This is a genomic window from Fulvivirga sedimenti (assembly GCF_020328055.1).
In genome coordinates this window covers 290,759-317,319 of the sequence record NZ_JAIXNE010000006.1, presented here as the reverse complement: position 1 = coordinate 317,319, position 26,561 = coordinate 290,759, and the positions used below count along the sequence as shown (strand labels likewise).

23 protein-coding genes are annotated in these 26,561 nt (G+C 45.3%); 10 read left to right on the top strand and 13 right to left on the bottom strand.

Translation table 11 applies throughout. From position 1 onward, the window contains the following. Positions 1-54: 54 nt before the first annotated feature. The gene (locus tag LDX50_RS27410; protein ID WP_225699486.1) at positions 55-879 is read left to right on the top strand and encodes a Rossmann-fold NAD(P)-binding domain-containing protein; all 825 of its coding nucleotides are present in this window, start codon (positions 55-57) and stop codon (positions 877-879) included. On the opposite strand, the gene LDX50_RS27405 is transcribed toward LDX50_RS27410, so the two are convergent. From LDX50_RS27405 to LDX50_RS27375, 7 genes are all read right to left on the bottom strand, one after another. Then, positions 876-3,002 (bottom strand): protein-disulfide reductase DsbD family protein, encoded by a 2,127-nt coding sequence (locus tag LDX50_RS27405; protein WP_225699485.1) that lies wholly within the window; start codon positions 3,000-3,002, stop codon positions 876-878. The genes LDX50_RS27410 and LDX50_RS27405 overlap by 4 nt on opposite strands. Positions 3,003-3,059: 57 nt before the next feature. Beyond that, positions 3,060-4,421, bottom strand: coding sequence for a dipeptidase (locus tag LDX50_RS27400; protein WP_225699484.1), 1,362 nt, complete (start codon positions 4,419-4,421; stop codon positions 3,060-3,062). A gap of 101 nt (positions 4,422-4,522) precedes the next feature. Then, on the bottom strand, positions 4,523-5,416 hold the full coding sequence (locus tag LDX50_RS27395) for a cation diffusion facilitator family transporter (protein WP_225699483.1): 894 nt from the start codon (positions 5,414-5,416) through the stop codon (positions 4,523-4,525). Positions 5,417-5,424: 8 nt separating this feature from the next. Beyond that, positions 5,425-6,177, bottom strand: coding sequence for a hypothetical protein (locus LDX50_RS27390; protein ID WP_225699482.1), 753 nt, complete (start codon positions 6,175-6,177; stop codon positions 5,425-5,427). After that, positions 6,158-8,848 carry a triple tyrosine motif-containing protein gene (locus LDX50_RS27385; protein ID WP_225699481.1) on the bottom strand — a complete coding sequence of 897 codons (2,691 nt, stop codon included), beginning with the start codon at positions 8,846-8,848 and terminating at the stop codon, positions 6,158-6,160. Before LDX50_RS27385 ends, LDX50_RS27390 begins: the two co-directional genes overlap by 20 nt. A gap of 124 nt (positions 8,849-8,972) precedes the next feature. Next, positions 8,973-11,789 carry an excinuclease ABC subunit UvrA gene (gene uvrA, locus LDX50_RS27380; RefSeq protein WP_225699480.1) on the bottom strand — a complete coding sequence of 939 codons (2,817 nt, stop codon included), beginning with the start codon at positions 11,787-11,789 and terminating at the stop codon, positions 8,973-8,975. A 73-nt stretch (positions 11,790-11,862) separates the two neighbouring features. Further along, the gene (locus LDX50_RS27375) at positions 11,863-12,153 is read right to left on the bottom strand and encodes a hypothetical protein (RefSeq protein WP_225699479.1); all 291 of its coding nucleotides are present in this window, start codon (positions 12,151-12,153) and stop codon (positions 11,863-11,865) included. Positions 12,154-12,440: 287 nt separating this feature from the next. Between LDX50_RS27375 and LDX50_RS27370 the strand changes: the two genes are divergently transcribed. The 4 genes from LDX50_RS27370 to LDX50_RS27355 are packed head-to-tail and all read left to right on the top strand — an operon-like array spanning position 12,441 to position 15,083. Further along, positions 12,441-13,040 carry an RNA polymerase sigma factor gene (locus LDX50_RS27370; RefSeq protein ID WP_225699478.1) on the top strand — a complete coding sequence of 200 codons (600 nt, stop codon included), beginning with the start codon at positions 12,441-12,443 and terminating at the stop codon, positions 13,038-13,040. Then, positions 13,015-13,251, top strand: a complete 237-nt coding sequence (locus LDX50_RS27365; RefSeq protein WP_225699477.1) for a hypothetical protein — start codon at positions 13,015-13,017, stop codon at positions 13,249-13,251. The genes LDX50_RS27370 and LDX50_RS27365 overlap by 26 nt, the downstream gene beginning before the upstream one ends. Before the next feature lie 3 nt (positions 13,252-13,254). Continuing rightward, a complete protein-coding gene (gene nth / locus LDX50_RS27360) occupies positions 13,255-13,899 on the top strand; it encodes an endonuclease III (protein ID WP_225699476.1) in 645 nt (214 codons plus the stop codon). A 2-nt stretch (positions 13,900-13,901) separates the two neighbouring features. Next, complete coding sequence (locus tag LDX50_RS27355; protein WP_225699475.1) at positions 13,902-15,083, top strand: glycosyltransferase family 4 protein; 1,182 nt, start codon at positions 13,902-13,904, stop codon at positions 15,081-15,083. 271 nt (positions 15,084-15,354) lie between these two features. On the opposite strand, the gene LDX50_RS27350 is transcribed toward LDX50_RS27355, so the two are convergent. The 3 genes from LDX50_RS27350 to LDX50_RS27340 all read right to left on the bottom strand — a co-directional run bounded on the left by LDX50_RS27350 (position 15,355) and on the right by LDX50_RS27340 (position 18,311). Next, entirely contained in the window at positions 15,355-16,917 is a 1,563-nt protein-coding gene (locus LDX50_RS27350) for an Rne/Rng family ribonuclease (protein ID WP_225699474.1), read from the bottom strand. A gap of 201 nt (positions 16,918-17,118) precedes the next feature. Continuing rightward, complete coding sequence (locus LDX50_RS27345; RefSeq protein ID WP_225699473.1) at positions 17,119-17,949, bottom strand: tetratricopeptide repeat protein; 831 nt, start codon at positions 17,947-17,949, stop codon at positions 17,119-17,121. Positions 17,950-18,008: 59 nt separating this feature from the next. After that, positions 18,009-18,311 (bottom strand): HU family DNA-binding protein, encoded by a 303-nt coding sequence (locus LDX50_RS27340; protein ID WP_225699472.1) that lies wholly within the window; start codon positions 18,309-18,311, stop codon positions 18,009-18,011. A 129-nt stretch (positions 18,312-18,440) separates the two neighbouring features. On the opposite strand from LDX50_RS27340, the gene mutY reads away from it, so the two are divergent. The 4 genes from mutY to gldD are packed head-to-tail and all read left to right on the top strand — an operon-like array spanning position 18,441 to position 21,927. Next, on the top strand, positions 18,441-19,499 hold the full coding sequence (gene mutY / locus LDX50_RS27335; protein WP_225699471.1) for an A/G-specific adenine glycosylase: 1,059 nt from the start codon (positions 18,441-18,443) through the stop codon (positions 19,497-19,499). A 46-nt stretch (positions 19,500-19,545) separates the two neighbouring features. Next, entirely contained in the window at positions 19,546-19,992 is a 447-nt protein-coding gene (locus LDX50_RS27330; RefSeq protein ID WP_255647417.1) for a single-stranded DNA-binding protein, read from the top strand. A 23-nt stretch (positions 19,993-20,015) separates the two neighbouring features. After that, entirely contained in the window at positions 20,016-21,362 is a 1,347-nt protein-coding gene (gene gldE, locus LDX50_RS27325) for a gliding motility-associated protein GldE (protein ID WP_225699470.1), read from the top strand. Continuing rightward, positions 21,352-21,927 carry a gliding motility lipoprotein GldD gene (gldD, locus tag LDX50_RS27320; RefSeq protein ID WP_225699469.1) on the top strand — a complete coding sequence of 192 codons (576 nt, stop codon included), beginning with the start codon at positions 21,352-21,354 and terminating at the stop codon, positions 21,925-21,927. Before gldE ends, gldD begins: the two co-directional genes overlap by 11 nt. A 2-nt stretch (positions 21,928-21,929) precedes the next feature. Here gldD and LDX50_RS27315 read toward each other — a convergent pair whose 3' ends face one another. Then, positions 21,930-22,634, bottom strand: coding sequence for a hypothetical protein (locus tag LDX50_RS27315; RefSeq protein WP_225699468.1), 705 nt, complete (start codon positions 22,632-22,634; stop codon positions 21,930-21,932). A gap of 5 nt (positions 22,635-22,639) precedes the next feature. Then, positions 22,640-23,428, bottom strand: a complete 789-nt coding sequence (locus LDX50_RS27310; protein ID WP_225699467.1) for an SDR family NAD(P)-dependent oxidoreductase — start codon at positions 23,426-23,428, stop codon at positions 22,640-22,642. Positions 23,429-23,515: 87 nt separating this feature from the next. On the opposite strand from LDX50_RS27310, the gene recG reads away from it, so the two are divergent. Further along, the gene (gene recG, locus LDX50_RS27305) at positions 23,516-25,609 is read left to right on the top strand and encodes an ATP-dependent DNA helicase RecG (RefSeq protein WP_225699466.1); all 2,094 of its coding nucleotides are present in this window, start codon (positions 23,516-23,518) and stop codon (positions 25,607-25,609) included. Here the strand turns inward: recG and LDX50_RS27300 are convergent. Then, positions 25,602-26,552, bottom strand: a complete 951-nt coding sequence (locus LDX50_RS27300) for a D-2-hydroxyacid dehydrogenase (RefSeq protein ID WP_225699465.1) — start codon at positions 26,550-26,552, stop codon at positions 25,602-25,604. The two genes, recG and LDX50_RS27300, sit on opposite strands and share 8 nt — an antisense overlap. Positions 26,553-26,561: the final 9 nt, after the last annotated feature.

Below are 26,561 nucleotides of genomic sequence, written 5' to 3'. Positions count from 1 at the left end.
ATAAGTAAGAAATAAGCTAAAATTAACCCATTATTGGAGTTATAACGCATAAAAATGTCAGAATCGCATTCAAACTCAGAAAAAAAAATTATCGGGATCCTTGGATGCGGCTGGCTGGGAACTGCAGCCGGCAAGTCGCTGATCAAGAAGGGATTTAATGTATACGGTACAACAACCAGTTCAAACAGGATGTCTGAGTTACGGGAGCTTGGAATTTCACCTGTAATGCTGCAGGTTGGTAACCCATCTGCTAAAGAACTTCCTGTACTGCCGGCAACGGATATCATCATATTATTCATGACGCCCGGGGTAATCTGGCCCAACCGGAACCAGATTTCACAGCTCATTAGAAAATCCGGGTCGTCGCATCTCATTCTGGCAAGTGCAACATCTGTTTATCCCGAAAATAACAAGACCGTAAAAGAAACCGACGCTGAATACATCTCATCACCCCACAGCGGTATTGTACTTCTGTCCATGGAGGATCAATTCCGTAATATTCCAGGGGTTACAACAACCGTCCTGCGTTTTGCCGGCCTTTATGGCCCAGGGCGGGAACCGGGAATGTTTCTAAAAAACAGAACCATTGTAAGGGGGCCCGGCAATCCGGTTAATCTTGTTCACCAGGAGGACTGCGTACGTGCTGTTAATGTGATCATCGAACGCCTGCCACCTGCAGGCATTTATAACATTTGTGCCGATGTACATCCTACAAGAAAAGAATTTTATACCGCAGCTGCTGAAAGAATCGGCATCAACCCGCCGGTATTTTCCGGGGATGATGAGCCGTTCAAGCTGGTTGACAATGACAAATTCAAGGACAATTTTGGATTCAGGTATATGCATCCCGATCCAATGGAGGATCTGAAAAAGTACTAGCGCAAATAACGCTCTGAATATCGGGCTTTCCCCTTATCAAGAAACTCCACAAAATTCTTTACATCCTTGTCGTATCCGAGTGGAGGCATCAGGACTTTTTCATCCGCTCCTACAAGCACATAAAAAGGTTGTGCATTGTTATTCAATTTGGAAATCTGCAAATCCGCATTTTGCTTCCCGATTGTCTTTTTCAGCTTGTCATCATATTCCGACGCATACCATTGGTCTTCAGGTAACTCAGTTTTATCATCGACATAGAGGGCTACCACCACATAATCTTCCTTAAGCCGTTTCAACACCTCAGGATCAGACCAGACGACTGCTTCCATTTCCCGGCAATTTGTGCAACCATGACCGGTAAAATCGATAAATAACGGTTTATTCTGAGATCTTGCACAGGCGAGTGCTTGTTCGTAATCAAAATATCCCTCCAAACCGTGGGGCAAATGCAAAAAATCACTGTATTTCGGCTCATCACAGGTGCCGGAATAGTTCGGGTCATTGTCGGGCCTGTTCATCGAAATCAGATCAAAGTCATGGGTATACATGGGCGGCAGGTAGCCGGCAAGTGCCTTTAGTGGCGCACCCCATAATCCGGGGATGAGGTATATCACGAAAGTAAAGGTTGCCATGGCAAGAATCAGCCGTGTTACACTCACGTTTTCAATCTTACTGTCATGGGGTAGTCGGATCTTGCCCAGCAAATAAAATCCCATCAGTGTAAATATCACGATCCAGATGGCAATGTTGATATCACGATCCAGAATGCCCCAATGATATGCCTGATCAGCAATACTCAGGAATTTAAACGCAAGTGCCAGTTCGATGAAACCCAGAACAACTTTTACCGAATTCAGCCAGCCTCCGGATTTCGGCAGGCTGTTCAACCATCCCGGAAAAATTGCAAACATGGTAAAGGGAATGGCGAAGGCAAGGGAAAATGCAAGCATCCCCATGATGGGCTTGATGACTTCACCTCCTGCAGAAGCTACCAAAATGCTACCCACAATTGGTCCCGTGCACGAAAATGACACCAATACCAGCGTAAAAGCCATAAAGAATACCCCCAGCAAACCTCCTTTATCTGCCTTTTTATCCATCCTGTTTACGAAAGAGCTGGGCAGGTTCAGCTCAAAAAGGCCAAAAAATGCCAGGGCAAAGAAGATAAAGACCAGGAAGAAAATAATATTGGGTAACCAGTCTGTCGAAAGGCTGTTGGCAGTTTCAGGACCCATCAAAGGAGCGATCGCCGCGCCAATGATTGTATAGATCACTATTATCGAAAGCCCATAGATCAAGGCCATGCCAAGGCCTCCCTTTTTTGTAAAGTAGGTTACCGTCATGGGAATCATTGGGAAAACACAGGGAGTTAGCAGGGCCGTAAGACCGGCTAAAAAGGCGACGATCATAAATGCCCAAAGTGTCTGTTTTGTCTTTACCTTACCACCATCCTCAAAAATCGCCTCATCCAGATCCGGGCCATCCGCGTCGCCATATACCGGCTGGCTCACAGAACTGTCCTGTACAGAATCGGTGACGGGCAAGGTGACAGGAACTTCCTTTACATCCGTCTTCTCATCAGAATCCCCGGGAGCCTGATCTGTTATTTTTTCCGGGGTATCACTTACAGGTGCAACAACCTTTATGTTGGTAAACGCAAAGTCATAGTCAAACGGTATGCACTGGCCTGTTTCATCAGAACAGACCTGAAATTCGTAGTTCCCGCGGATTATAACCTCCGGGGAAAGGATCTTCACCGTCTGTCGGAATTCGCCTTTCTTTTTGAAGATGCGTACGTTGCATTCAAAAATATCATCATATTTCTCCGTCGGATTTATGGCTTTGAGCTCACCCACCAGTTCAAAGCCGGCATTCGGTTCGAAGGTAAACGTAGTTACCATCGGACCGCAATCCGGATCGAAATCACTTGAATAGAGATACCATGCGGGATCGATTGTCGCTTTAAATATCAGTTCGATCTCTTCACCAGCCTGAACAGAAGAACGGCTCACATCATATTCCCATTTTGACGGTTCCAGGACCTGGCTGAAAAGGGATTGATGCATTGAAATCAGCAGTACCGAAAAAAGTATGACACGGACTGAATAAAAAATTTGCTTCATTCTGGTAGTTTAGATTCTACGTTAATAATCAAAACGAACGGAAACGAGTTCCCGGTTTTATTTTTTGGCAAAGTGTTTATAAAACTGGCAGATCGTTTCAATACCTTTCAGATAATTCTTTACACCATAGTGCTCATTGGGTGAATGAATCGCATCAGAATCGAATCCAAAACCCATAAGTACTGTATCCAGTCCCAGTTCTTTTTTGAAAAGAGAAACAATTGGAATACTACCGCCATCACGGGTTGGAATGGGCTCTTTGCCGAAAGAATCAACAAATGCTGCTGAGGCGGCCGCATATGCTGCTGAATCTGTTGGCGTAACAGCAGGTTCCCCTCCATGGTGCGGTGTTACTTTAACTTTTACTGAAGCCGGTGCAATAGATTTAAAATGATCCTCGAACATTTTTGAAATTTCCTTAGAGGATTGATCAGGTACAAGTCTCATTGAAATTTTGGCGTATGCTTTCGAAGGAAGTACTGTTTTGGCGCCTTCGCCGATATAACCGCCCCAAATACCATTTACATCCAGGGTCGGGCGAATTCCCGTACGCTCGATGGTGGTATAACCTTTTTCACCTTGTACTTCGGCAATATCCAGGTCCTTTTTATATGCTCCCAGATCAAAAGGAGCCCGATTAAGCGCTTCTCTTTCTTCGGCAGAAAGCTCAACCACCTTATCATAAAATCCAGGTATGGTAACCCGTCCGTTTTCATCATGCAGTGAATCAATCATGGAGCAAAGTACATTAATGGGATTAGCCACTGCACCACCGTAGACTCCACTGTGCAAATCACGGTTAGGTCCGGTCACTTCCACTTCCATATAGCTAAGACCACGCAAACCAACGGTGATTGAAGGTGCTTCGAGTGAAATCATTGCCGTATCCGAGATCAGGATAACATCGGCCTTTAATTTTTCATGATTATTTTTTACAAAAATCTCCAGGTTGCCGGATCCCACTTCCTCCTCGCCTTCGATCATGAATTTAACATTACAGTTGAGTTCACCAGCTTTGACCAGCGTTTCGAATGCCTTTACATGCATGAACATCTGCCCTTTATCGTCACATGCTCCGCGGGCATAGATTTTTCCATTCTTGATAACAGGCTCGAAAGGCGGAGAGTCCCATAATTCATAGGGATCCGCAGGCTGCACATCATAATGTCCATAAACCAGGACAGTTGGAGCATCCTTGCTTACCATTTTTTCAGCATAGACAATCGGATATCCCGCGGTCTCACAGATTTCGGCTTTATCAACACCGGCAGTTTCAAGTTTTTGTTTCAGCAGGTCTGCCATTTTGAATACATCATCCCTGAACTTTTTATCCGCACTTACAGACGGCACCCGAAGCAATTCGAGTAATTCTTCAATAAACCGGTTTTCGTTATCCTTTATATATGATTTGATTTCCATAAAATGAGCATTTCGTTGTCTTGTGTAAAGGTAGAATATTTGTTCAACCTCTGCTATATTCTGTTAAAGGGATTGCCAGTGAATAGTCCATTCTACATTATTCATGTGCAATGGGGCCGAAAGGCATCCTGTTGCAGGGCGTGTTCCACCTGGATTGTCACATGATCAATTTGATGTTCCCTTGCAAGATCATGGCGGACTTTCACTAAAAGCTCATCGGATGCTCCCCCAGGCATCACCAGATGGGCTGTCAGTGCCGTTTTGGTGGTCCCCAGCGCCCAGATGTGTAAGTCATGGACTTCCTCCACCCCTTCTATATTCAACAAGTATTCCTTTACTTTATCCTGATCAATATTTTCAGGCACCGCATCGAGCGCAAGCCGTAAAGATTCTGAAAACAGCTTCCACGTACTCCAGACGATCACTATCACGATAATGAAGGACACGACCGGGTCAATCCAGTAAAGACCGGTCCATCTGATCAGCAATCCGGCCACTACCACACCGAGTGAAACTCCTGCATCTGCAGCCATATGCAGAAATGCTCCCTTGATATTCAGGTCCTCTTTCTGGCCCTTCATAAACAAAAGTGCGGTAGCTGTATTGATTACGATGCCTACAAGAGCGACCCAAATAATAGTGTCGCTGTTAACCATTGAATTATCCCGGAGCTGATTAAAGGCATGGTAGAGAATAATTCCTGCCGCCAGGAATAGAAGAACGGCATTCAGAATGGAAACAAGGATCGTTGTCCTTTTAAAACCATAAGTATATTTTTTATCGGGTTTTCGTGTGGCGATCCATGCAGCGCCCCAGGCAAATACGAGGCTGAAAACATCTCCAAAATTATGGCCGGCATCCGCAAGGAGTGCAGATGAGTTTGCAATCCACCCGTATGCCGCCTCGATAACGACAAAAGCCACGTTAAGGGCTATGCCGATTCCAAAAGCTTTACTGTGTGAAACGTGTTCGGTATGCGTATGAGAATGTCCCATACATATTTCTATTCCGAAATGATGAGATCGGACATGTTATAGTTCGGATCGCTGAATACTCCATCGGGTAATTCATCATATACCTTCACATTCTTCGGGCCCCGGTTATCGGAACGGTCGGCAGAAAGCATCAGACCACCATAACTCGCATAATTGTCCCAAGGCCAGACAGCTGAAGCTGAGTCCTGGCTGGCTTTTTGAAAATAACACCACTGCTTCACCAGGTAGTCCTCCATATCCACATAAACCTCATACTTATTCTCCGGTGTTACGCCAACACCGGCGAATGTCAATTGCAAAACATGCGCAGGATACCCGCCCGGCAAGGTGTCCTCACGGGCATATTTGAGGGTTACTCCACTGTCTTTGAGCTTGAAGGGCATGAAAAGCCAATATGAGTCATTGATCCAGATACTCTTGCCCTGATCCACCTTTAATTTCAGGCTATCGGCAGGAGCTACCAACGAATCTCCAACGTAAACCTTACCGGTTTCATCGTTGACGTTAATCAGGTATGTTTCATTTCTGGGGGGGAAGTCAATTCGAACCCGACCGGTCTGTTTATCCCAAACCAGGTCGCGGGCCCCAAAAAAGTTCCAGGAAACGTAGCGAAGTTCGTCCCAGGCCTTTCTTCCGCCCATCGCCTCCATTACGCTGTCGGCAATAACGATGGCTTTTTGATCCGAGGCTTCGATATTGAAGCCGTCCGAAGGAGGATTTAGTTCCTCTTGTGTTGTTTCTTTAGTTTGACTGCAACTCATCAGCAGTGCCGGCAACAGCAGGCTGCTCAGGAAGAGGGATTTCCTTATTCTTGTCGCGAAGGCTGAAAATATCGAATACTTTAACATGCTTTTCCTTGAAAATGTATTTCCTCAGAATTTCTTCAACCGGGAGGATCATAATTGCCATCAGTACCTGAATGACAAACCCAAAAACGGGTGAAGTTTCCGTTTCAAATTTACTTTCTGCCAGCGCCTGGATCAGTTCAATGATGGTGATCAGGGTAAGCAGTGCAAGCAATCGGCTCACCAGTCGGTACTTGTAGCCCATTGCTTTCATTCTTATGGAAATAAGCAACATTAACGCGATAATCGCAAATTCAAGGGCATAAAACCATGTGCGTTTCCAGTAGGGTGCCAGGACCCGGAATTCAATTTCAGACAGTTCACTTACCTGACCAAGTACATTACGCGAGCGTATTCTAAGGGTATAATCACCTGCGGGCAGATAATTGAACCGTACTACCTGATTCGACTCAGACCATTCAGAGGCATCTTCCTGCTCACCGAGGAGTTCATATTTATACTCAGTATTCATAACCCCACTGAATTCAGGCTGACGGAATACAAAGGAAACATTACTGTTTTCCTGTTCGAAGCGAATCTTACCTGACGGAGAAATTTTCAGCTTGTCACCAATAGTGATCTCTTCCAGAAACAAACGATTTGGCTGATACCAGTCATAGGTCGCCTGCGGCAGTAAGTTGTAAAGTGTATTTTCACTTACGCCATTCTCGGTGATCACCCAAAGCCCCTCGTCCATTTTACTTTCTGAAATGAACCTGATCCTTTTCAGAGCAGAAAGATGACGGAAGGTCTCGGTATGGACTCCCTTTCCCGGTGCATGCCAGCCGTCTGCACCCAGTATCCATACCTGATCATTCACTCCCTGCAGGAGTTGTTCAGGGCTTTGCACATTATTCACGCGCTCAGCAATGCCTTCAGCGGGCTTAAGATTATATATTCCGGATTTATTGATCAGGTAGATAGAATCATTACTGATCAGACCATACGTTTCTTCGTAAAACGGATTCTCAAACGGAATCTCCTTAAGGTGGTTTCCTCCGTCATACAGAAACACCGCATGCATCCCTATCAGGAATAAATTGCCATCCTTGTTTTCAAAGATATAATTGATGGGTTCTGTGATCTGACTTAAAATCTCGCGGGATTCACTCTTATTCCCGCTCAGGGTAATGTCGATAATATTTCCTTCGTACGTTGCGGCAAGAATTCGTTTACTTGCCTCCGAATAGTGAAAATACTTTACAGGAACCCTGGTGAGACGTCGGGAATCCTTACGATCCACTTCAAAAATACCATCAAGACCGGCAGAATATAATTTCCCATTTACTGAAGCCAGGTGAAATACTTTGGACTGTATATTCTCAACCCGGATATATTCATACTGAATTGAGTGGAACTCCTTTGTAGTTTCCACCACTTCACGTTCTTCTGTTCGGGGTACATCTTCCCTTTTGTTGAAAAGCCGATTAAAAAAGCCCTTTCGTTCATTTGAACTTACGGTAACGTATTCTTTGTACCGGTGCCGGATCTTTTCGTAGACCGGAGTTTCATTGAGGTAGAAAAGGCCCTGACTGGTGCCCACATACAAAGTTCCCTTGTGCCGGTAAGCATTCAGGATTTTCCCTTCCAGACCTGGAAAGCGATCATATCGTCTGAACGGGTAATTCGGGGCAATGCGTGTAAACCCTTTTTCATGTCCCACCCAGACTCCGCCATTATTGTCCAGGTTCATAGTGAATACCTCATTGTCAGGAAGATCATTCTGGTAATTTATAACCTTCACCACATTTCGTTGCTCACGCCCTTTCTGAAACGGATTCAGAAATACAACACCGCCTTTAAGCGTGGAAATTACTGCAAGCGTATCACTGATCCATAATCCTGAAAGGATTTCGCTTTCCCTGAAGTATTCAAGGTCTTTGCCGTCAATTACATCATCTAAAATTTTTTGAAAACCTTTATCATAAACGTATAGTTTATTCTCTTTAGAAGCGGTCAGATAAATATCCTTTCCCGGCATTTTTTCAACGAAATTGAGCTGTCGCGCTGCAATTCCATCACCAGACTTGCGTAGGTGATCTCCGGAAATCACAAAGGAGTCTCCACTAGCATCGAGTACATATACTTTCCCTTCGAACGCATACAGATTAATGAATTCTTCACTTTCCGATGATGAAAAAGCGTGGGCCTCTGAAGTTTCAGCATTGTAGGAATAGACGTTCGTAGGTGACATCCCGTAGAGGATACCTTCCCATTGGATCATTCGGATTATATCCTTTACCAGACCTGGTGAATTCAAGGGGACATATTCCCATTCAAAATCCTCATTTCGCGTAAGCTCGCGAAATCCTGTGGGACCACCGGCAATGATCCTTCCATCAACTCTCTCGATGGCAAACAGGGACGCACTGTCGGGGATTTCCTGCCATGTTTTGCCGTCGAAGGTGATTATTCCCGACTTATGGGCCATGTACAGTATTCCCGCATCATCCTGCTCCAGGTCAAAGATCTGATGATCACTGCTGATAGAAGGTGGTACAAAGTGTGTTAAAAAATAATCACCTTCCTGAGAAAATGCCGCAAAGGGCATAATAACACATAAAAATACAAGCAGAAGACGTATCATCTGTAAGATTTAGGTCTAGGTTAATATGCCTCGAAAAGCATTGGTAACCTCTCAACATGGCTGCAAAGCTGTTAAAATGTGTCGGGTTTTCAGCCCTTAAGACGCCAAAGTAACGCTGGGATCGTTAACTGAGCTTATCTTTGAGATAAAGAGCTGTGTGACTGTCGTTAATGGAGATCATGTCCTCCGGGGTACCACTGTACTGAACGAAACCCCCGGCATCACCGCCTTCGGGGCCGAGGTCAATAACCCAATCCGCACATTTGATCACCTCCATATTATGTTCAATAATAAGCACGCTGTTACCCTGATCAATCAAGGCATTTATAGCATGGAGTAGCTTGGCAATATCATGAAAATGAAGGCCTGTGGTAGGCTCATCGAAAATAAAGAGTATATGATCCTTGCTATCCCGGGTATTCTTTCCCAGATAAAATGCAAGTTTTACACGTTGTGCTTCCCCTCCACTTAGCGAATTGGAAGACTGGCCCAACCCGATATACCCCAGGCCAACCTCAAACAAAGGCTGAAGGCGATTATAGATGGGTGCCTTGTCATGAAAAAATTCAAGACTTTCCTCGACCGTCATGTCCAGCACGTCTGAAATGTTCTTTCCGTTATACTGCACTTCAAGAACCTCATTCTTGAATCTTTTGCCTTTACAGCTTTCACAAGTGAGGTAGACGTCGGCCATGAACTGCATCTCGATCTTGACCACGCCTTCGCCCTGGCAGGTTTCACACCGACCCCCGTCTACGTTGAAAGAAAAGTGCGCGGGTTTGTAGCCACGCTGCTTTGACAACGGCTGTTCCGCATACAACTGCCGTATACCATCGTATGCTTTCACATAGGTAACAGGATTTGAGCGCGATGACTTTCCGATGGGGTTCTGATCGACAAACTCCACCTGCGTAACCTTTTTATAATCGCCCTCCATACCTGAAAATTTACCGGTCGCCTCTGCGACTGTTCCAAGGTATTTCCCAATGGCAGGATAGAGAATTTTCTTTACAAGTGTGGACTTCCCACTTCCGCTCACGCCTGTAACAACTGTTAAAACTCCCAGCGGAAACTTCACATCAATTTCTTTCAGGTTATTTTCCCGTGCTCCGAAAATCTCGACAGCGTCTTTCCATTTCCTGCGTTTTTCAGGAACCGGTACTACCTCCCGCCCAAGCAGAAAGTCGGCGGTATGTGTATGTACATGCTGCAGGTCATCTATAGTTCCCTGAAATACGAGCTCACCACCATGGATACCCGCGTCGGGTCCGATATCAATGAGCTGATCGGCCTGCTTCATGACTTCCTCCTCATGCTCAACAACAATGACTGTATTGCCAAGATCCCGGAGTGATTTAAGCACCTCCACCAGTTTTGTTGTATCTCTGGGGTGTAAGCCAATGCTGGGTTCATCCAGGATATACATAGATCCCACCAATGCACTACCAAGGGAAGTGGCAAGCTTTATGCGCTGAAACTCACCGCCGGAAAGCGTAGAGGTCATCCTGTTGAGGGTGATATAGCCAAGGCCCACCTTATCGAGATATTCAAGGCGGTAGTTGATCTCCCGAAGAAGACGTTCTGCAACCTTAAAATCATATTCAGGCAATTCCAGGTCGCCAAAAAACCGGATGAGCGATGTAACGGGTAGCAGCACAAGGTCGGTAATACTCTTTCCTCCGATTTTAACATAGGAAGCGTCCTTACGGATGCGGGTTCCACGGCAGTCCGGACAAGTAGTTCTCCCCCTGTACCGGGAAAGCATGACCCTGTATTGGATCTTATGCGTCTTGGATTCCAGATGCTTGAAAAACTTGTTGAGTCCCTTGAAATACTCATTGCCCGTCCACAGGAGCTGTATTTCTTCAGGGCTCAGGTCCTTAACTGCCCGATGAATTGGAAAATCAAAACGAATGCCGTCGCGCAGAAGCGGTTCGAGCCATTTCTTCATGGTCTCACTTCGCCACGGTGCAATCGCTCCTTCAAAGACTGACAGGCTTTTATCCGGGATAACGAGGTCTTCGTCTATCCCCAGAATTTTACCAAAGCCTTCACAGGTACGACAGGCGCCATAAGGGTTATTGAAGCTGAAGAAATTGACCGATGGTTCTTCGAAAGTGAGCCCGTCTAATTCAAAACGATCTGAAAAATAATGGGTCTTTCCGCCATCAACATGAATATAACATTCGCCGAGGCCTTCAAAAAACGCTGTTTGAATTGAATCGGCAAGCCTGTACTGTGCGTCTTCATCCTCAGGTTCAACTGACAGCCGGTCGATTAGTATCTGAAATTCGTGCTCACCTGTGAGACCGTCTTCAAGCAAATCCTCGATGAACATCGCTTCACCATCCACTAAAACACGAACAAACCCTTTCTGCATTAGCAGCTCCATCTCCTTTTTCATAGAGCGCTGCTTGAATTTTTTTAAAGGACAGGAAACCATGATCCGTGTTCCGGGTCCGATGGCGTTAATCTGGTCGACCACATCTGAAACACTGTCACGGCTTACCACATTGCCTGATAAAGGGGAATAGGTTATCCCGATCCGTGCAAAAAGAAGTTTCAGGTAATCATATATCTCGGTGGTTGTCCCTACCGTTGACCTGGGATTCCTGGTATTAACCTTTTGTTCAATGGCGATAGCTGGTGATACACCCCGAATATAATCTACTTCCGGCTTTTCCATCCGCCCGAGGAACTGACGTGCATAGGAGCTCAGGCTTTCAACATACATTCGCTGACCTTCGGCAAAAAGGGTATCAAATGCCAATGAAGATTTTCCGGATCCTGAAAGCCCCGTCACAACCACCAGCTTATTCCTTGGGATAGCAACACTGAGGTTTTTCAGGTTATTTACCCGGGCACGCTTGATAATTATAAACTTTCTGGGATCCAGATCATCCAGGTTATTCTCGGTTACGTGGGTATTCTCCTGCCTCATAAGGGCGCAAAGATACAACAGAATTCAAAGAATTCAGGCCTGCCCCGTATCATCCTTTTCCAGGAATGTACTGCTAGTCGTCGAAGTCGGCATCATCGTCATCGACACCGAAGGCAGGATCGTCATCATTGTCGATTTCATCATTTTCCACATCCAGATCATATTCACCGTCGCTATTTCTAACCATGGCGATTTTGATCAGATAATTGGTGTCATCTGTGTTGAGAGGTACCACGAAGATGGGTTCATTCTTCTGGTTGGTAATTCTCATGATGCTGTCTTCGAAGCCATCCGGATACTGCTTTTTAAAAATTTTTCTAAGCTCCGGGGAAAGGTTTTCCAGACTCTTAATTACTCGGTTCATTTACTACAAAAATTGATTCTCATTCCGGATATAACTATTCATTAATTGATGGGGATTAATGTAATAAAAGATTTGAGATAGCCTCCTACAATTAATGTAAAAAAATGATTGTTTTTTTCTTCTAACACATCCCATATGCTTTTTCCTCGTTTTTTTTAAGAAAATTGTTTGCAAGTTTATTTTATAAATCTTTACATTTGGTTCTACGTCGAAAAAATATTTTCAACAAAAACCCCCATCGCAGCAATATGATATAGACCTCTACGTTAACCTAACATGTGAACTTAATGGAGAAGATCAAGAAAAGTGACAGTGAATTAATTAAGCTGTACAAAGAAGGTAACGAAGGGGCATTCGAATGTTTGCTGCATCGTCACAAAGCGAGAGTTTACACTACCGTTTTACTCATTGTAAAAGACAAGTACATTGCTGAAGACCTCCTTCAGGAGGCCTTTATTAAGGCAGTGAAGACTATAAAAAGTGGACGTTATAACGAGGAGGGTAAGTTTTTACCCTGGATCACCCGTATTGCGCACAATCTTGCCATCGACTATTTCCGGAAGGAGAAACGATATCCAACGGTCATACTGGAAGATGGAAGCAAGGTGTTCAATACGCTCGAGTTTGCAGAGGATTCTTTCGAATCAGCACAGATACGCAAGGATACACATGCAAAACTCAGGGAAATGATACAGGAATTACCACCTGCTCAGAAAGAAGTACTGATCATGCGACATTATATGGACATGAGTTTTCAGGAAATTGCCGATAATACGAACGTAAGTATCAATACGGCACTGGGCAGAATGCGTTATGCGCTCATTAATCTGCGCAAAAAAATGAACAAACATAATATTGCCTATGATCAAAACATTTACCCACGATGATGTAATCCGATTTGTATATGACGAAATGAACGAGGAGGAAGCCCGTGAGATTTCACAGGCTCTTCTGTGTGACACCGAGCTCGAAATTATGTACAACGAGCTGATTACAATGAAGGCGCAACTTGATGCTGCCGAGCAGGCACCCTCTGATAAAGTTGTAGAGAGAATTATGAATTATTCAAAATCGTTACCTTTGCCTTCCAGTAAATAAGGAATGCAGCGAAAAGAACGGTTTCAACATTTCATAGATTATTTTACAACCCATCAACCCGATGCTGAGACGGAATTGCAATACAGCAATCCGTATGAGTTGCTGGTTGCCGTAATTCTCAGTGCTCAATGTACTGATAAACGCATCAATAAGGTTACTCCTGCCTTTTTTGAACGATATCCGACGGCGGAAGTTCTGGCCGCCAGTCACTTCGATGAAGTATTCCCTTTCATCAGATCTGTAAGTTATCCAAACAATAAAACAAAGCATCTCATTGGTATGGCCAGGATGCTTACCGAAGATTTCAACGGCATTGTGCCGGGTGACATCCGCGAGTTGCAGAAATTGCCTGGCGTAGGGCGAAAAACGGCCAATGTTGTTGCCTCTGTGATCTATAACCAGCCCGCAATGGCGGTTGATACGCATGTATTCCGCGTTTCAAAACGACTCGGGCTTGTAAATCAAAATAGCAAAACCCCCCTCGAAGTCGAAAAACAGCTTGTGCGCTACATACCGGATGAATACATAGCCCGCGCACATCACTGGCTCATTCTGCATGGTCGTTATGTTTGCCTGGCGAGAACACCAAAGTGTGACGAATGCAAGATTCAACATTTCTGCCGTTATTATGAACGGAACCGGAAATAGTCATGCACATCCGTATTATCCATCAGTATTTCAGAACCCCCGATAAGGGCGGGGGACTCCGGTCCTACTATATCGCCCGTGAGCTTCTGGACAAAGGGTATCGCGTAAGTGTGATCACTGCCACCAATGAGAACAAGGCTCACTTTGAGAATATCGGGGGCATTGAAGTTCACTATATTCCTGTCTATTACACCAATCACCTGAGCTTTTACAGCCGGCTTCATGCATTCCTGCGGTATGTATTTTTATGCGTCAGGAAAATCAGGTCACTCGAAAGAGCAGACCTTAACTATGTAATTACCACCCCGCTCACCACCGGCGTAATTGCCATTTATGAGAAGTTCAGAAGAAAAACGCCCTATATTTTTGAAGTGGGTGATCTCTGGCCTGATGCTCCTATCCAGCTGAATGTACTTAAAAACCCGATCCTGAAATGGCTTGCGAGGGGCCTTGAGCAACGAAGTTACCAAGGGGCATCGGCTTTAATCGGTCTAAGTCCGCCCATTTCAGATTACTTAAGGAACTGCAAGCCTTCAAAAACCGTACTTACCATCACCAACTTCAGTAATGTTCAGGTACGCAGGAATACCAAGGATCCTGTCCTCTTCAGGAAAGAGCTCGGTATTGCTCCTGAAGCATTCCTGATTGCCTATGCAGGTACCATTGGCATGGCCAATCACCTGGAATATCTGGTCGATTTCATTAATACGATACCTCTTGACTGGCCGGTTCATGCGGTGGTCATGGGAGATGGGGCACGGCTTCCACAAATCAGGGCATACGCAGGTGGAAACGGGCGGATCACATTTCTGGAAAAAGGCGGACAGCAACAGGTTGCCGATCTGTTGACTGCATCAAATGCGGTTTATATCTCATTTTATAATGTGCCGGTGTTAAATACCGGAAGTCCGAATAAGTTTTTCGACGCCATCGCTGCCGGTAAACTGGTCATACTGAATTTTAAAGGGTGGTTGAAATCTCTGGTTGAGTCTGAGAATATCGGTTTTTATCAGGATCCCGGGAATCCTTCATTGGCGCTGGACAAACTGAAGGAATATATTGACAATCCTGAGGAATTTGAAGGTGTGGGAGGCCGGGGAATGCGGATGGCAGAAACCAGGTATACCCCGCAAATACAGCTTCAGCCGTTGATTAAATTATTACAGGAAATAAAAAAATCCTGAGCCCCGCAAATTTCTGCGACCGCCCGCTGCGCAGGGGTCGTTTTAATTAACCATTCAACACCTCGCATATGTGACCCACGCTCTCGCATGGGTCATTAATCAGTCATTGGACATAGCAATGATGTTTACATCGGTGGTAAAACAAAGCGCCCTCTGTGAATTTATCCCCCGAAGCGGATGCATAGGGGGAACGGGGGTCGAATACGTGAGCAGGAATCACCTTAAAGATGTTTGCATAAAAAAAGGCTGCCTTTATCAGACAGCCTCTTTCTTAATTCAGATCAACCTGGATCTCTTCACCCAGCTTGTTTATAAACTTGTAATCTGTAATGGCAATGGATGAGTCCTGAACCAGCTTCACCCATTTGAAGTAACGCAGATACCATTTCAGTCTTCTGGAAAGTGTGCCCCGTGTAAAATACGCATACACATAGGGGTGAAGCACTACCGTAAGATCTTTTTCATTTTGCTTGGTAAGCAAATAATCAATTGTCCGCTCAATCGTGTCAGAGGTTAAAATAGACGGACTGATTTTTCCTGAACCATGGCAGGTCGGACAAACCTCCTTGGTGGTGATATTCATTTCGGGACGAACGCGCTGACGGGTAATCTGCATCAGGCCAAAGCGTGAGAGTGGCAGAACGGTATGCTTGGAGCGATCCGTATCCATTTCCTGCTTCATTACTTTGTAGATGAGTTTCTTATTCTCGGCTTTCTTCATATCGATGAAGTCAACCACGATAATCCCACCCATATCGCGTAGTCGCAGCTGCCGGCAAATCTCTTTGGCAGCTTCCATGTTAACCGAAAGTGCCGTAGCCTCCTGGCCATCCTCCCGGTTTGATTTATTTCCGCTGTTCACATCAATGACGTGCAGCGCTTCTGTGTGCTCAATGATCAGGTACCCGCCGCCTTTCAGACTAACTGACTGGCCGAACGCAGATTTAATCTGCTTTTCGATTCCAAAATGTTCGAAGATCTTGGCCTTACCGTTGTAAAGCTTGGCGATCTTTTCCTTATCGGGGGCAATCTTTCTGATGAAGGTCTTTACCTCATCATAGATATCCTTATCGTCAATATAAACACTGTCGAATGACTCATTCAGAACGTCGCGGAGCAATGCCGAAGCCTTGCCCATTTCACCGATCACTTTATCCCTGGTCTTGGCCGTCTTCAGTTTTTCCATACCTGAAGACCAGTTATCCAGTAAATTCCTCAGATCCGAATCCAACTCGCGTACATCCTTGTTCTCTGCCACGGTTCGAACAATTACACCGAAATTCTCCGGTTTAATTGATGAAACCAGGCGGGAAAGGCGTTTACGCTCCGCTGCACTGGTTATCTTTTTGGAAATATTTACGGTATTTGAAAACGGGACCAGCACCATGTACCTGCCCGCCAGGGAAAGCTCGCAGGACAACCTGGGACCTTTCGTTGATATGGGTTCTTTTACCACCTGCACCAACACTTTCTGATTCCTGGTCAACACATCAGTAATCTTACCGTGTTTGTCGATCTCGGGCTTCATGTTGTATTTCTCCAGCTTGAATTCCTGACCTTTCTTACTGGTAGCAACCCGCTTGGAGAAATCCTGCAGTGAGGTAAACCTTGGCCCAAGATCCAGGTAATGAAGGAACGCGTCCTTTTCATAACCAATGTCTATAAAGGCCGCATTCAACCCCTGAACTACTTTCTTAACCGTACCAAGGTAGATGTCTCCGACGTTGAATTTATTATCATCCTCTTCGTGATGAAATTCCGTCAGAACCTTGTCTTTCAATAAAGCAATGCGACATCCTGTTTGAGTCGAATTGATAATTAATTCGTTACTCAAAGCTGTATGTATTTAAGTGAAACTTGAAAAAATGACATTAAGGGCATGTTTAATATGCTAAACACGCCATCTTACTTCTTCTTATGTCTGTTCTTTCTAAGTCTCTTCTTTCGCTTGTGTGTCGCGATCTTATGTCTCTTTCTTTTTTTACCGCAAGGCATAATACAAATCTTTGTGCTCCCGCAGGAGCGGTTAAAACTTTTACTTTATACTTTCGAGGTAAGATTCGGCCGCCGCTTGGGTTTCCTCATCCGTTCCCCTCTCCTTTACTAATTCAAATTGCTTTCTGGCCTTATTGCGCTTTCCGGTTTCCAGATAACTTACACCCAGAAAAAACTGGGCCTCCATGTTTTCCGGGTAAGTTGTCACCAACTGCTCAAACCGTTCCACAGCCCGGTCATATTGCCCCGATTGCATCGACAGTACACCCAGGTTGAACATCGCCTGCTCGTTGGAAGGATCTTCCTGAACGATCTCCCGCAGCATCAGTATTCCCTGCATGGGAGTTGATGATGCGAGCCAGGTCATTGCCACCCGGTTCTTCACACGCAAATCCGAAGGGTCTTTTTCCAACACCCGTTCGTAATATGTGCGTGCACTGGTAGCAAGCTCCGATCTGTACTGTGGTTCAGTAGCAAAACCATACGCTTCATAAAACGCATCCCCGGCGCGCAAATCATTTTGCATATCCGGATCAGCCTTCGCAATTACCTCAATGAACATTGCCGCACTGTCAGGTCTGTTAATTTCCTGATACAGTTCGGCCAAAGAGTCTGCAAAGATAATACTTTTTTCTGAATTATCAGCAAGGGCAACACTATCCCGAAACCGGTTGATCCGGTTGCGAATATCCTCATTCACTTCAACTGAATGCGCATTTTCGATCGCTTCGCGCTGCGCTTCGCTCATTCCGGATTCCGCTTCGTTTTCAGAAACCTCCTCCTGCTGATTATCCACCACGACCTTAGGCAGCAGGTATATACCTCCTACAAGGACAATGGCAATAAAAAATAAAATGATCCGTGTTTTCATACGACCTTTACTTTGCCGCAAAGGTCGTCTATCAAATCGATAAAAAGAAAGATGTGGAATTAATTGTTGGCCTCGGCAACCTTATTACTCTCCTTGATCTTCTCAATGAACATCTTTGAAGGCTTGAAGCTTGGTACAAAGTGTTCATCGATCACTATAGCCGTATTCTTGGAAATATTACGGGCAATTTTCTTTTTGCGTTTCTTATTGACGAAACTTCCAAACCCCCTCACATAAATATTATTCCCTTCTGCCATCGAATCTTTAACTATCGTAAAGAATGCCTCCACTGTAACCGAAACGTCCTCCTTCGGAATACCTGTCTGCTCTGAAATTTCTGAAATTACTTCTGCTTTCGTCACTTGTCTCTTAGTTTAAAACGTTATTTGTATGCACAAAAAAAACTTTGCACAACAAATTTATGTCGGCTTTTGTTATTTAAAAACTAATTATTTTGCAAACTCACCTGAATTATTACATCTATTAAACCTTTGGTTGAACCTTCAGAAATAAGTGCCGGAATTTTACAGTGGTATGAAAAATTCAAGCGGGATTTGCCATGGCGAAAAACGACAGATCCCTACAAAATCTGGCTCTCAGAAATCATATTGCAACAAACCCGTGTAAATCAGGGCCTCCCGTATTATCATAAGTTTACCGAATTGTTCCCGGATATTTATGCCCTTTCCGCTGCCTCCGAAAAAGAGGTTTTAAAGGCCTGGGAGGGGCTAGGTTATTACTCAAGGGCAAGAAACTTACATCAGTGCGCGAAAATAATTTGTGAAAAACACGGTGGATTTTTCCCAAATTCCTATCAAAAGTTACTCGATCTTCCGGGAATCGGTCCGTATACCGCAGCTGCTATTGCCTCATTTTGCTACAATGAACCGGTTGCCGTGGTCGACGGGAATGTATTCCGTGTGCTTGCACGGCTCTATGCAATCGATGCAGACATCCGTGTTAGCCAAAAATTATTCCGGGAAATTGCACAGCAGTTGATACCGCATGATACTCCCGGAACCTTCAATCAGGCCATCATGGAATTCGGCGCCTTGCAGTGTACGCCCCAGTCACCCGACTGCGGCAGTTGTCCGCTGCAGGTACATTGCCTGGCACGCAAAGCGGGTAAACAGGATCGTTACCCGGTGAAGTCACCGGCAAAGAAAGCGCGAAAAAGATACTTCCATTACCTGGTCCTTACCCAGGACGAAAATATTTACATGCGACCAAGGCCCTCCGGCGATATCTGGCAGGGGCTCTATGACTTTCCTCTTATAGAAAAGGAAGAATTCATGAAAGATGATGACCTTCTCCATGCTGCCGAACAGCTTCTCAGTGGGCCATCCATTCTTCAGGATGTTTCGGCTGTCTATGAGCACCAACTCAGCCATCAGAAGTTACATGTACGATTCTACCGCCTAAAACCTCATAAAAACATGAAATTAAGCGATTTGATGGATAACCTGATATGCCTGGATAACCCCGAACAGGCAGGCTCATTACCCAAACCTGTTTTGATTACACGTTATTTGAATGAACACTTTTTTTAGTTAGATTTATAATTGTTACGTAGTTTTACACAAAATTTGAAGTCGTATGTCAGGAGTTAATAAAGTGATTTTAGTTGGAAGGTTGGGAAAGGACCCTGAAGTAAGGCATCTGGAAAGCGGCGCTGCAGTAGCTAATTTTCCCATTGCGACTTCCGAGACGTATAAGGACCGAAACACAGGAGAACGACGGGAACAGACCGAATGGCACAATATTGTCGTTTGGCGCGGACTCGCTGATGTTGCGGAACGTTACCTCCACAAAGGTGATCTTGTATATATAGAGGGTAAGCTTCGCACCCGTTCCTGGGAAAAAGAAGGTATTACCCGGTATACAACCGAAGTGGTGGCTGATAACATGACCATGCTGGGAGGTCGTACTTCCGAAAGCGACAACACACCGTATGCTGAACCAACAAAAAAACCAGAGCCGGCTACATCCGACAGCTCCGGAATGAATAACGGTGGCGATTTGGATGATGATCTTCCCTTCTGATATGTTGAATTAAATAAGATGTATTGGAAAGTTTAGACGAACCTCCTAGTCAGTATCTGTTAGCAGCCCTGCTCACCCCTCAAGCCTGGTTTTTTATTTCAAGCAGTATAGCGCTTGTCGTATTATTAATTACTTCTGCGCTCATCAGCGGATCTGAAGTTGCCTTTTTCTCACTCACCAGTAAGGACATTGCCAATTGCAAGGAACGCGGTTCCACCGCAGACATTAAGCTGCTATCCCTCATACAGCGACCCAAATTGCTGCTGGCCACCATCCTTATTGTAAACAACTTTGTGAATGTGGCCATTGTAACCCTGGCAACATTCATGACGTGGGAAATTACCGGGTCGAAAACAACCGAGGGCCTTGTTGTGGCTCTTCTCACATTCGTTGTCACCTTTGTGATCGTATTTTTCGGTGAAGTACTTCCAAAAGTGTACGCCACACCCAATAACCTTCAGTTCGCGCGGCTCACTTCCCCGCTTATTAAAGTTGCCGAAACCATATTCAAACCACTTTCATTCCTGCTCATGTCGATGAGCAACCTCATTGATAAGCGATTCCAGCGTAAAGGCTATGATATTTCTGTCGAAGAACTTCACCATGCCCTTGAAATCACAACGACGAATGAGGAAACCACCGAAGAGGAAAAGGACATCCTCAAAGGCATTGTTAATTTCGGTACCCTGAGTGTAAAACAAGTGATGCGCTCCCGTATGGATATTACGGCATTCGATGACGAGATGGATTTCCATGAACTCATGGATAAGATCAACAAATCAGGGTTTTCACGTATCCCTGTCTACAATGAAACGATCGACAATATTAAAGGCATCCTCTATATTAAGGATCTATTGTCCTATGTTGACCGGGATGAAAACTTTGAATGGCAGCAATTCCTGCGTCAGGGCTATTTTGTGCCCGAAACCAAAAAAATTGATTCACTGCTCAAGGATTTTCAGGAACGACGTGTACATATGGCGATCGTAGTAGATGAGTACGGTGGCACTTCAGGTCTTATTACACTTGAGGATATCATCGAGGAGATCGTGGGAGAAATAAATGATGAATTTGATGATGAGGACGTTATTTATTCCCAGATTGACGAGCGGACCTATATGTTCGAGGGAAAAACAACGTTAAATGATTTTTGCAAGGTCCTGGAAGAATCTCCCTTAACTTTCGAGAAGATAAAGGGTGAAAGTGAATCACTCGGTGGTCTGCTTCTTGAAATCAACGGCAAACTTCCATCAGCCGGTGAGCGGATGTATGTTGATAAATATGTTTTTACGGTCGTTGCAGTCGATCAGCGACGCATTAAAAAAGTTCGTGTATTTTTACAGGAAGAAAAGAAGACTCATGAAAATTAATTTTTTGCCAGCCATTTTCATGGCTGTTGTATTCATGGCGTGCCAGAGTGATTACACACCCAAGCCAAAAGGATATAACCGATTTGATCTGCCCGAGCACGCTTACACAAGTTTATCCGATACGCTTCCGTATTCATTTGAATACTCCCAGCATGCCCGGGTGCTGGCCGATACATCCTGGATCTCCGATAAGAGCTGGATTGAAATCAACTACCCTGAGTATAAGGCGAATATCCACATTACTTACAAAAAGGTCTACAATCAGGACTCACTAAAGGGATACCTCGATGATGCCTACTTCCTTACCGCAAAACATCAGATCAAGGCCTATGCGATCGATGAAAGCATTGTAAAAACACCTTCGGGAAAAACCGTGGTATACGCCGAACTTGAGGGTGAGGTACCGAGCCAGTTTCAGTGGTATACCACAGACTCCACCGAACATTTCCTGCGTGGGGCCCTATACTTCAATACCCAGGTACAGAACGATTCTCTTCGACCCGCTATCGAATATGTAAAAGTGGATATCGTACATATGATGAATTCACTGAAGTGGCGTGATTGATTTTATTCTGAAAGTCTTCCCAAAAGATCCAAAGCCGCCTCCCTCAGGTTTGGCGTTCTTACCGTATTTAAGAATTCCTTAATATCATCTCTTAATTCTGCTTTTGCCGCTTCATCTATTGACCCCTGATTAAATCGTAGTATAAAATCACCATATCTCCTGTTATCCCTTTGGCTAAGGTTCTTTAGTACATCGATAGCCTCAGAAAGATTCTGATCATCTTCCAATCGATGGCTATAATAGCTGCTGATTTGGCTTATACTCGGCCGGTATTCCTCCTCAATTGATTCACCCAGCTCACTTTTCAACTTCTTATATTCATAAAAAATTGTTAACCCATCTGTCGGGCGTTTTTCGTAGTTAAGCCAAATGTCTATCCCTTGTTTGAAAATTTTTACAGCTTCCGCTGATCTCGAGTCATTGAAAGTTGTTCTGCCCCACATTGAATAAAACCATATCAAAAAAGGATCCTGCATGGAACAACTCTCACAAAGCTGCCGGTAGTCCTCTGAAGCTTCAAGCCATTTCTTATTCTCCCAATAGACATATGCCCGAAAAGATAAAATTTGGTGTTCAATTTCTGCTTCTGTTGGATTGAACCGCGGATCAATATTCGCACGTGCCGTTTCCAGCATGGCAAGACACTCCTGAAGTTGCCCTTCATGGCTTTTGTTATAAATTTCATTCGTAAACTCGGTTGTAAACATAGTTTTTACATTGCCCGATGATCCTTTGTCCGTTCCCTGAGCGCATCAAACTGGGTTTCGATCACCTTGTCCATTTCTCCAGGTTCCAGGAAATTCTTGCGGATATCCTCCAGCCTCTTATCACCTCCGAAAACCACATCGATTTCCCCTGAAACCATTCCGTCGATACTCACCCTTGCCACATCTGCCGGATCATCCATATTCCCCACCGTCGCATTCTTCATCATCGGGGTATCTGTTGCCGTGGGATAAATGGTCATGACATGAATCGGAAAATCCTTCAGCTCCCGCCGCATCGCTTCAGAAAAATGCCGGACACCCGCCTTCGTCACTGCATACACATTATAGAATGGCCTGGCGATAAATCCCAGTCCGGAGCTCACATTCATTATTGCCGCCTCATTGCTTTCCTTCAGCATCGGAAGACATTTCTTTGTGAACAGAATCAGCCCGGTAAGATTTATCCCGATCTGCCCGATAATATCCTCGTCACTCATTTCATCCAGCAGGGCCGCACTCACCACGCCGGCATTATTGATCAAAATATCAAGCCTTCCCCAGCTTTCCCTGATTTCTTCCGCCGCCTTACTCACTTCAGCAGGATTCCCCATATCAGCGGAAATCAGGAGAAAAGAAACATCCGGGAACTCATCTTCCAACGCCTTCAGGGGCTCTTTGCGCCGCGCAATGATGGCAAAATGCGATGCCCCCCGGTTAATAAGATCGGAAAGTATTGCCTTGCCGATTCCGGCGCTTCCACCGGTAATACAGATATATTTATTTCGAAACTCCATCCTATAAATTTAAGAAATCTCCGACGGTCGGCATGAACTCAACGTCACACATTCGGCATCTACCATCATTTCTCATTATTTTAGCGCATGCCCGGATTTTTTGACACCAAAATCGAATTTCTAAAAGGCGTGGGGCCTCAAAAGGCTGCCATGCTGAATAAGGAATTGGGCATTTTTACCTACGGCGACCTGCTGCAGCACTATCCATTCCGGTATGAAGACAGAACCCGCTTTCACAAGATCAATGAACTGAATGGAACCATGCCCTATGCCCAGTTGCGCGTACGGCTGCGGAATACCGAGATGATCGGCGCACAGCGCCGTAAACGGCTGGTTGCCCACTTCCATGATGACACCGGCGAAATAGAATGTGTCTGGTTTCAGGGGGTCCCATGGATGGCAAAAAAACTTGTCAACGGAGTTGAATATGTTCTTTACGGAAAACCCAGCCTCTTTAACGGAAAGCTCAATATTCCGCACCCGGAACTGGAGATCGGAAGCCAGTTTTCCCTCGAAGGGGGTTATCTACAGCCCGTTTATTCAACCACAGAAAAACTTCGCAGGAAATATTTAGACAGCAAAGGCATCGGGCAGCTCATCAGGAACCTGCTGGATAAATCTATTCCACATCTGCGGGAAACGCTCCCTCCATATATTCTCGCCGAATACGCTCTGATCGATAAACCACGTGCCATACAGCATATCCATATTCCGGAAAATAATGATATGCTGGCCAAGGCTGTGTTCCGGCTCAAATTTGAAGAGCTCTTTTTCATCCAGCTTCGATTGCTGAAGCTGAAACTCGCGCGTACCGATAAATTTCGGGGCATGGAACTGACCGACACATCTCTTCTCACTAAATTTTATAATGAACACCTGCCATTCGACCTAACTGAAGCGCAGAAACGTGTTATCCGGGAAATCTACACCGATATGAGGTCGGGGCACCAGATGAACCGCCTTTTGCAAGGTGATGTGGGCAGCGGAAAAACCATCGTCGCCTTTATCTGCATGCTGATCGCAGCCGGATCGGGAGCGCAATCGGTAATGATGGCACCAACCGAAATCCTGGCCAATCAGCATTTCGAGGGTCTGAAGGAATATGCCGACAAAATGGGTCTTCATATCGCCCTGCTTACCGGCTCAACACGAAAGAGCGAAAGAAAGATCATCCATGAAATGCTTCTTTCCGGTGAGCTCTCCATCCTGGTCGGCACACATGCACTCATTGAGGATGTAGTTCAATTTAAACAGCTCGGACTTGCCGTGGTGGATGAACAACATCGTTTTGGGGTTGCTCAGCGGTCCAAACTCTGGCAAAAGAACAAGAATGTCTATCCACACGTGCTGGTGATGACTGCCACACCGATTCCACGAACGCTGGCCATGACGCTTTACGGGGATCTCGATGTTTCGGTGATCGATGAATTACCCGCCGGAAGAAAGCCCATTAAGACCGTTCACCGCTACGATGCAAATCGCCTTCGCGTCAATCAGTTCATGAAGGATCAGATCGATGAAGGCCGGCAGGTATATATCGTTTATCCGCTGATCGAAGAGTCGGAAAAACTTGATCTCAAACACCTCATGGATGGATATGAAAGTGTTTGCAGGGCATTTCCCGGTGTTCCCGTGAGCATTGTACACGGCAAAATGAAAGCCGATGACAAGGATTATGAAATGAAGCGTTTCGTAAAAGGAGAGACAAAGATCATGGTTGCCACAACGGTGATTGAAGTGGGCGTAAATGTTCCTAACGCTTCTGTCATGATTATTGAAAATGCCGAGAGATTCGGCCTTGCACAGCTCCATCAGCTGCGCGGAAGGGTAGGCCGCGGTGCAGATCAATCCTATTGCATTCTGATTACAAGCTACAAGCTGAGTAAGGATGGACGAACCAGAATTGATACCATGGTTCGCACCAATAATGGTTTTGAGATCGCAGATACTGATTTACAACTTCGCGGACCGGGAGATATCACCGGAACACAGCAAAGCGGAATTCTGGATTTGTTGATTTCCGACCTTGCCAAGGACGGTAAAATCTTGCAGGTCGCGCGTACGGCCGCCCAGGATGTGCTGCTTCGTGACCCGGAACTCACGCTTGATGATCACCGGAATATCCGATATCAGATAGAAAACCAGCAAAAAACAGTCGTAAACTGGAGTCGTATCAGTTGATCACATTCAGACGTTCACCCGCCTGGAAAGCCTTCAAATTTTCAATCAGGGCCGCCATCAACCGCTGTCTTGATTCCACTGAAGCCCAGGATATGTGGGGTGTTATGATACAGCGGGGTGCCGTAAGCAAGGGATTATCCTCATCAGGCGGCTCTTTTGATAGCACATCTACCGCCGCAGCGGCAATTCTGTTTTCATGAAGTGCATCCGACAGGTCTTTTTCGTTGATGAGTCCTCCTCTCGCGGTGTTTATCAGCCAGGCCGCAGGCTTCATTCGCCCGATAAGTTCTGCATTTACCATTCCTGCAGTTTTTGGCGTTAAGGCCGTATGTAATGATACAATATCGCTGCTTTCAAAAAGTTCTTCCAGGCTCACGATACGACCAAATTCTGCTTTATCAGCGTGCTCCGATGCGATGAGTATTCTCATTCCGAAGGCATGCGCAATTTTTTCGACCGAGCTGGAAATGGCTCCATATCCAACCAAACCAATGGTCTTTCCATACAACTCCGGGATTGGGTGTTTGTAATAACTGAAGTCTGCACTACGCACCCATTCCATTTCGTGAACACTTTGATTGTGCAGGGCAACGCGATTTGAAAGCTGCAGAATCAGGGCAAAGGTATGCTGTGCCACAGATGGCGTACTGTAGCCAGGAACATTGGTAACACAAATTCCCGATTCCCGGGCTGCTTCTGTATTCACATTATCGAACCCGGTAGCCATTAGCCCTATGTATGACAGCCGGGGCAGGGCCTGAATAACTTCCCGGGTCATTTTAATTTTATTGATGATCAGCGCATCCGCATTTTCAGATCTCTTAATCACGTCCCCGGGACCTGTCCGCGGATAAACAGTTACATCTCCCAATTCCTGAAGAGGCTCCCAGGACATGTCATCGGGATTGAGTGTATGTCCGTCCAGTACAACGATTTTTTGCATGCCGCAAAA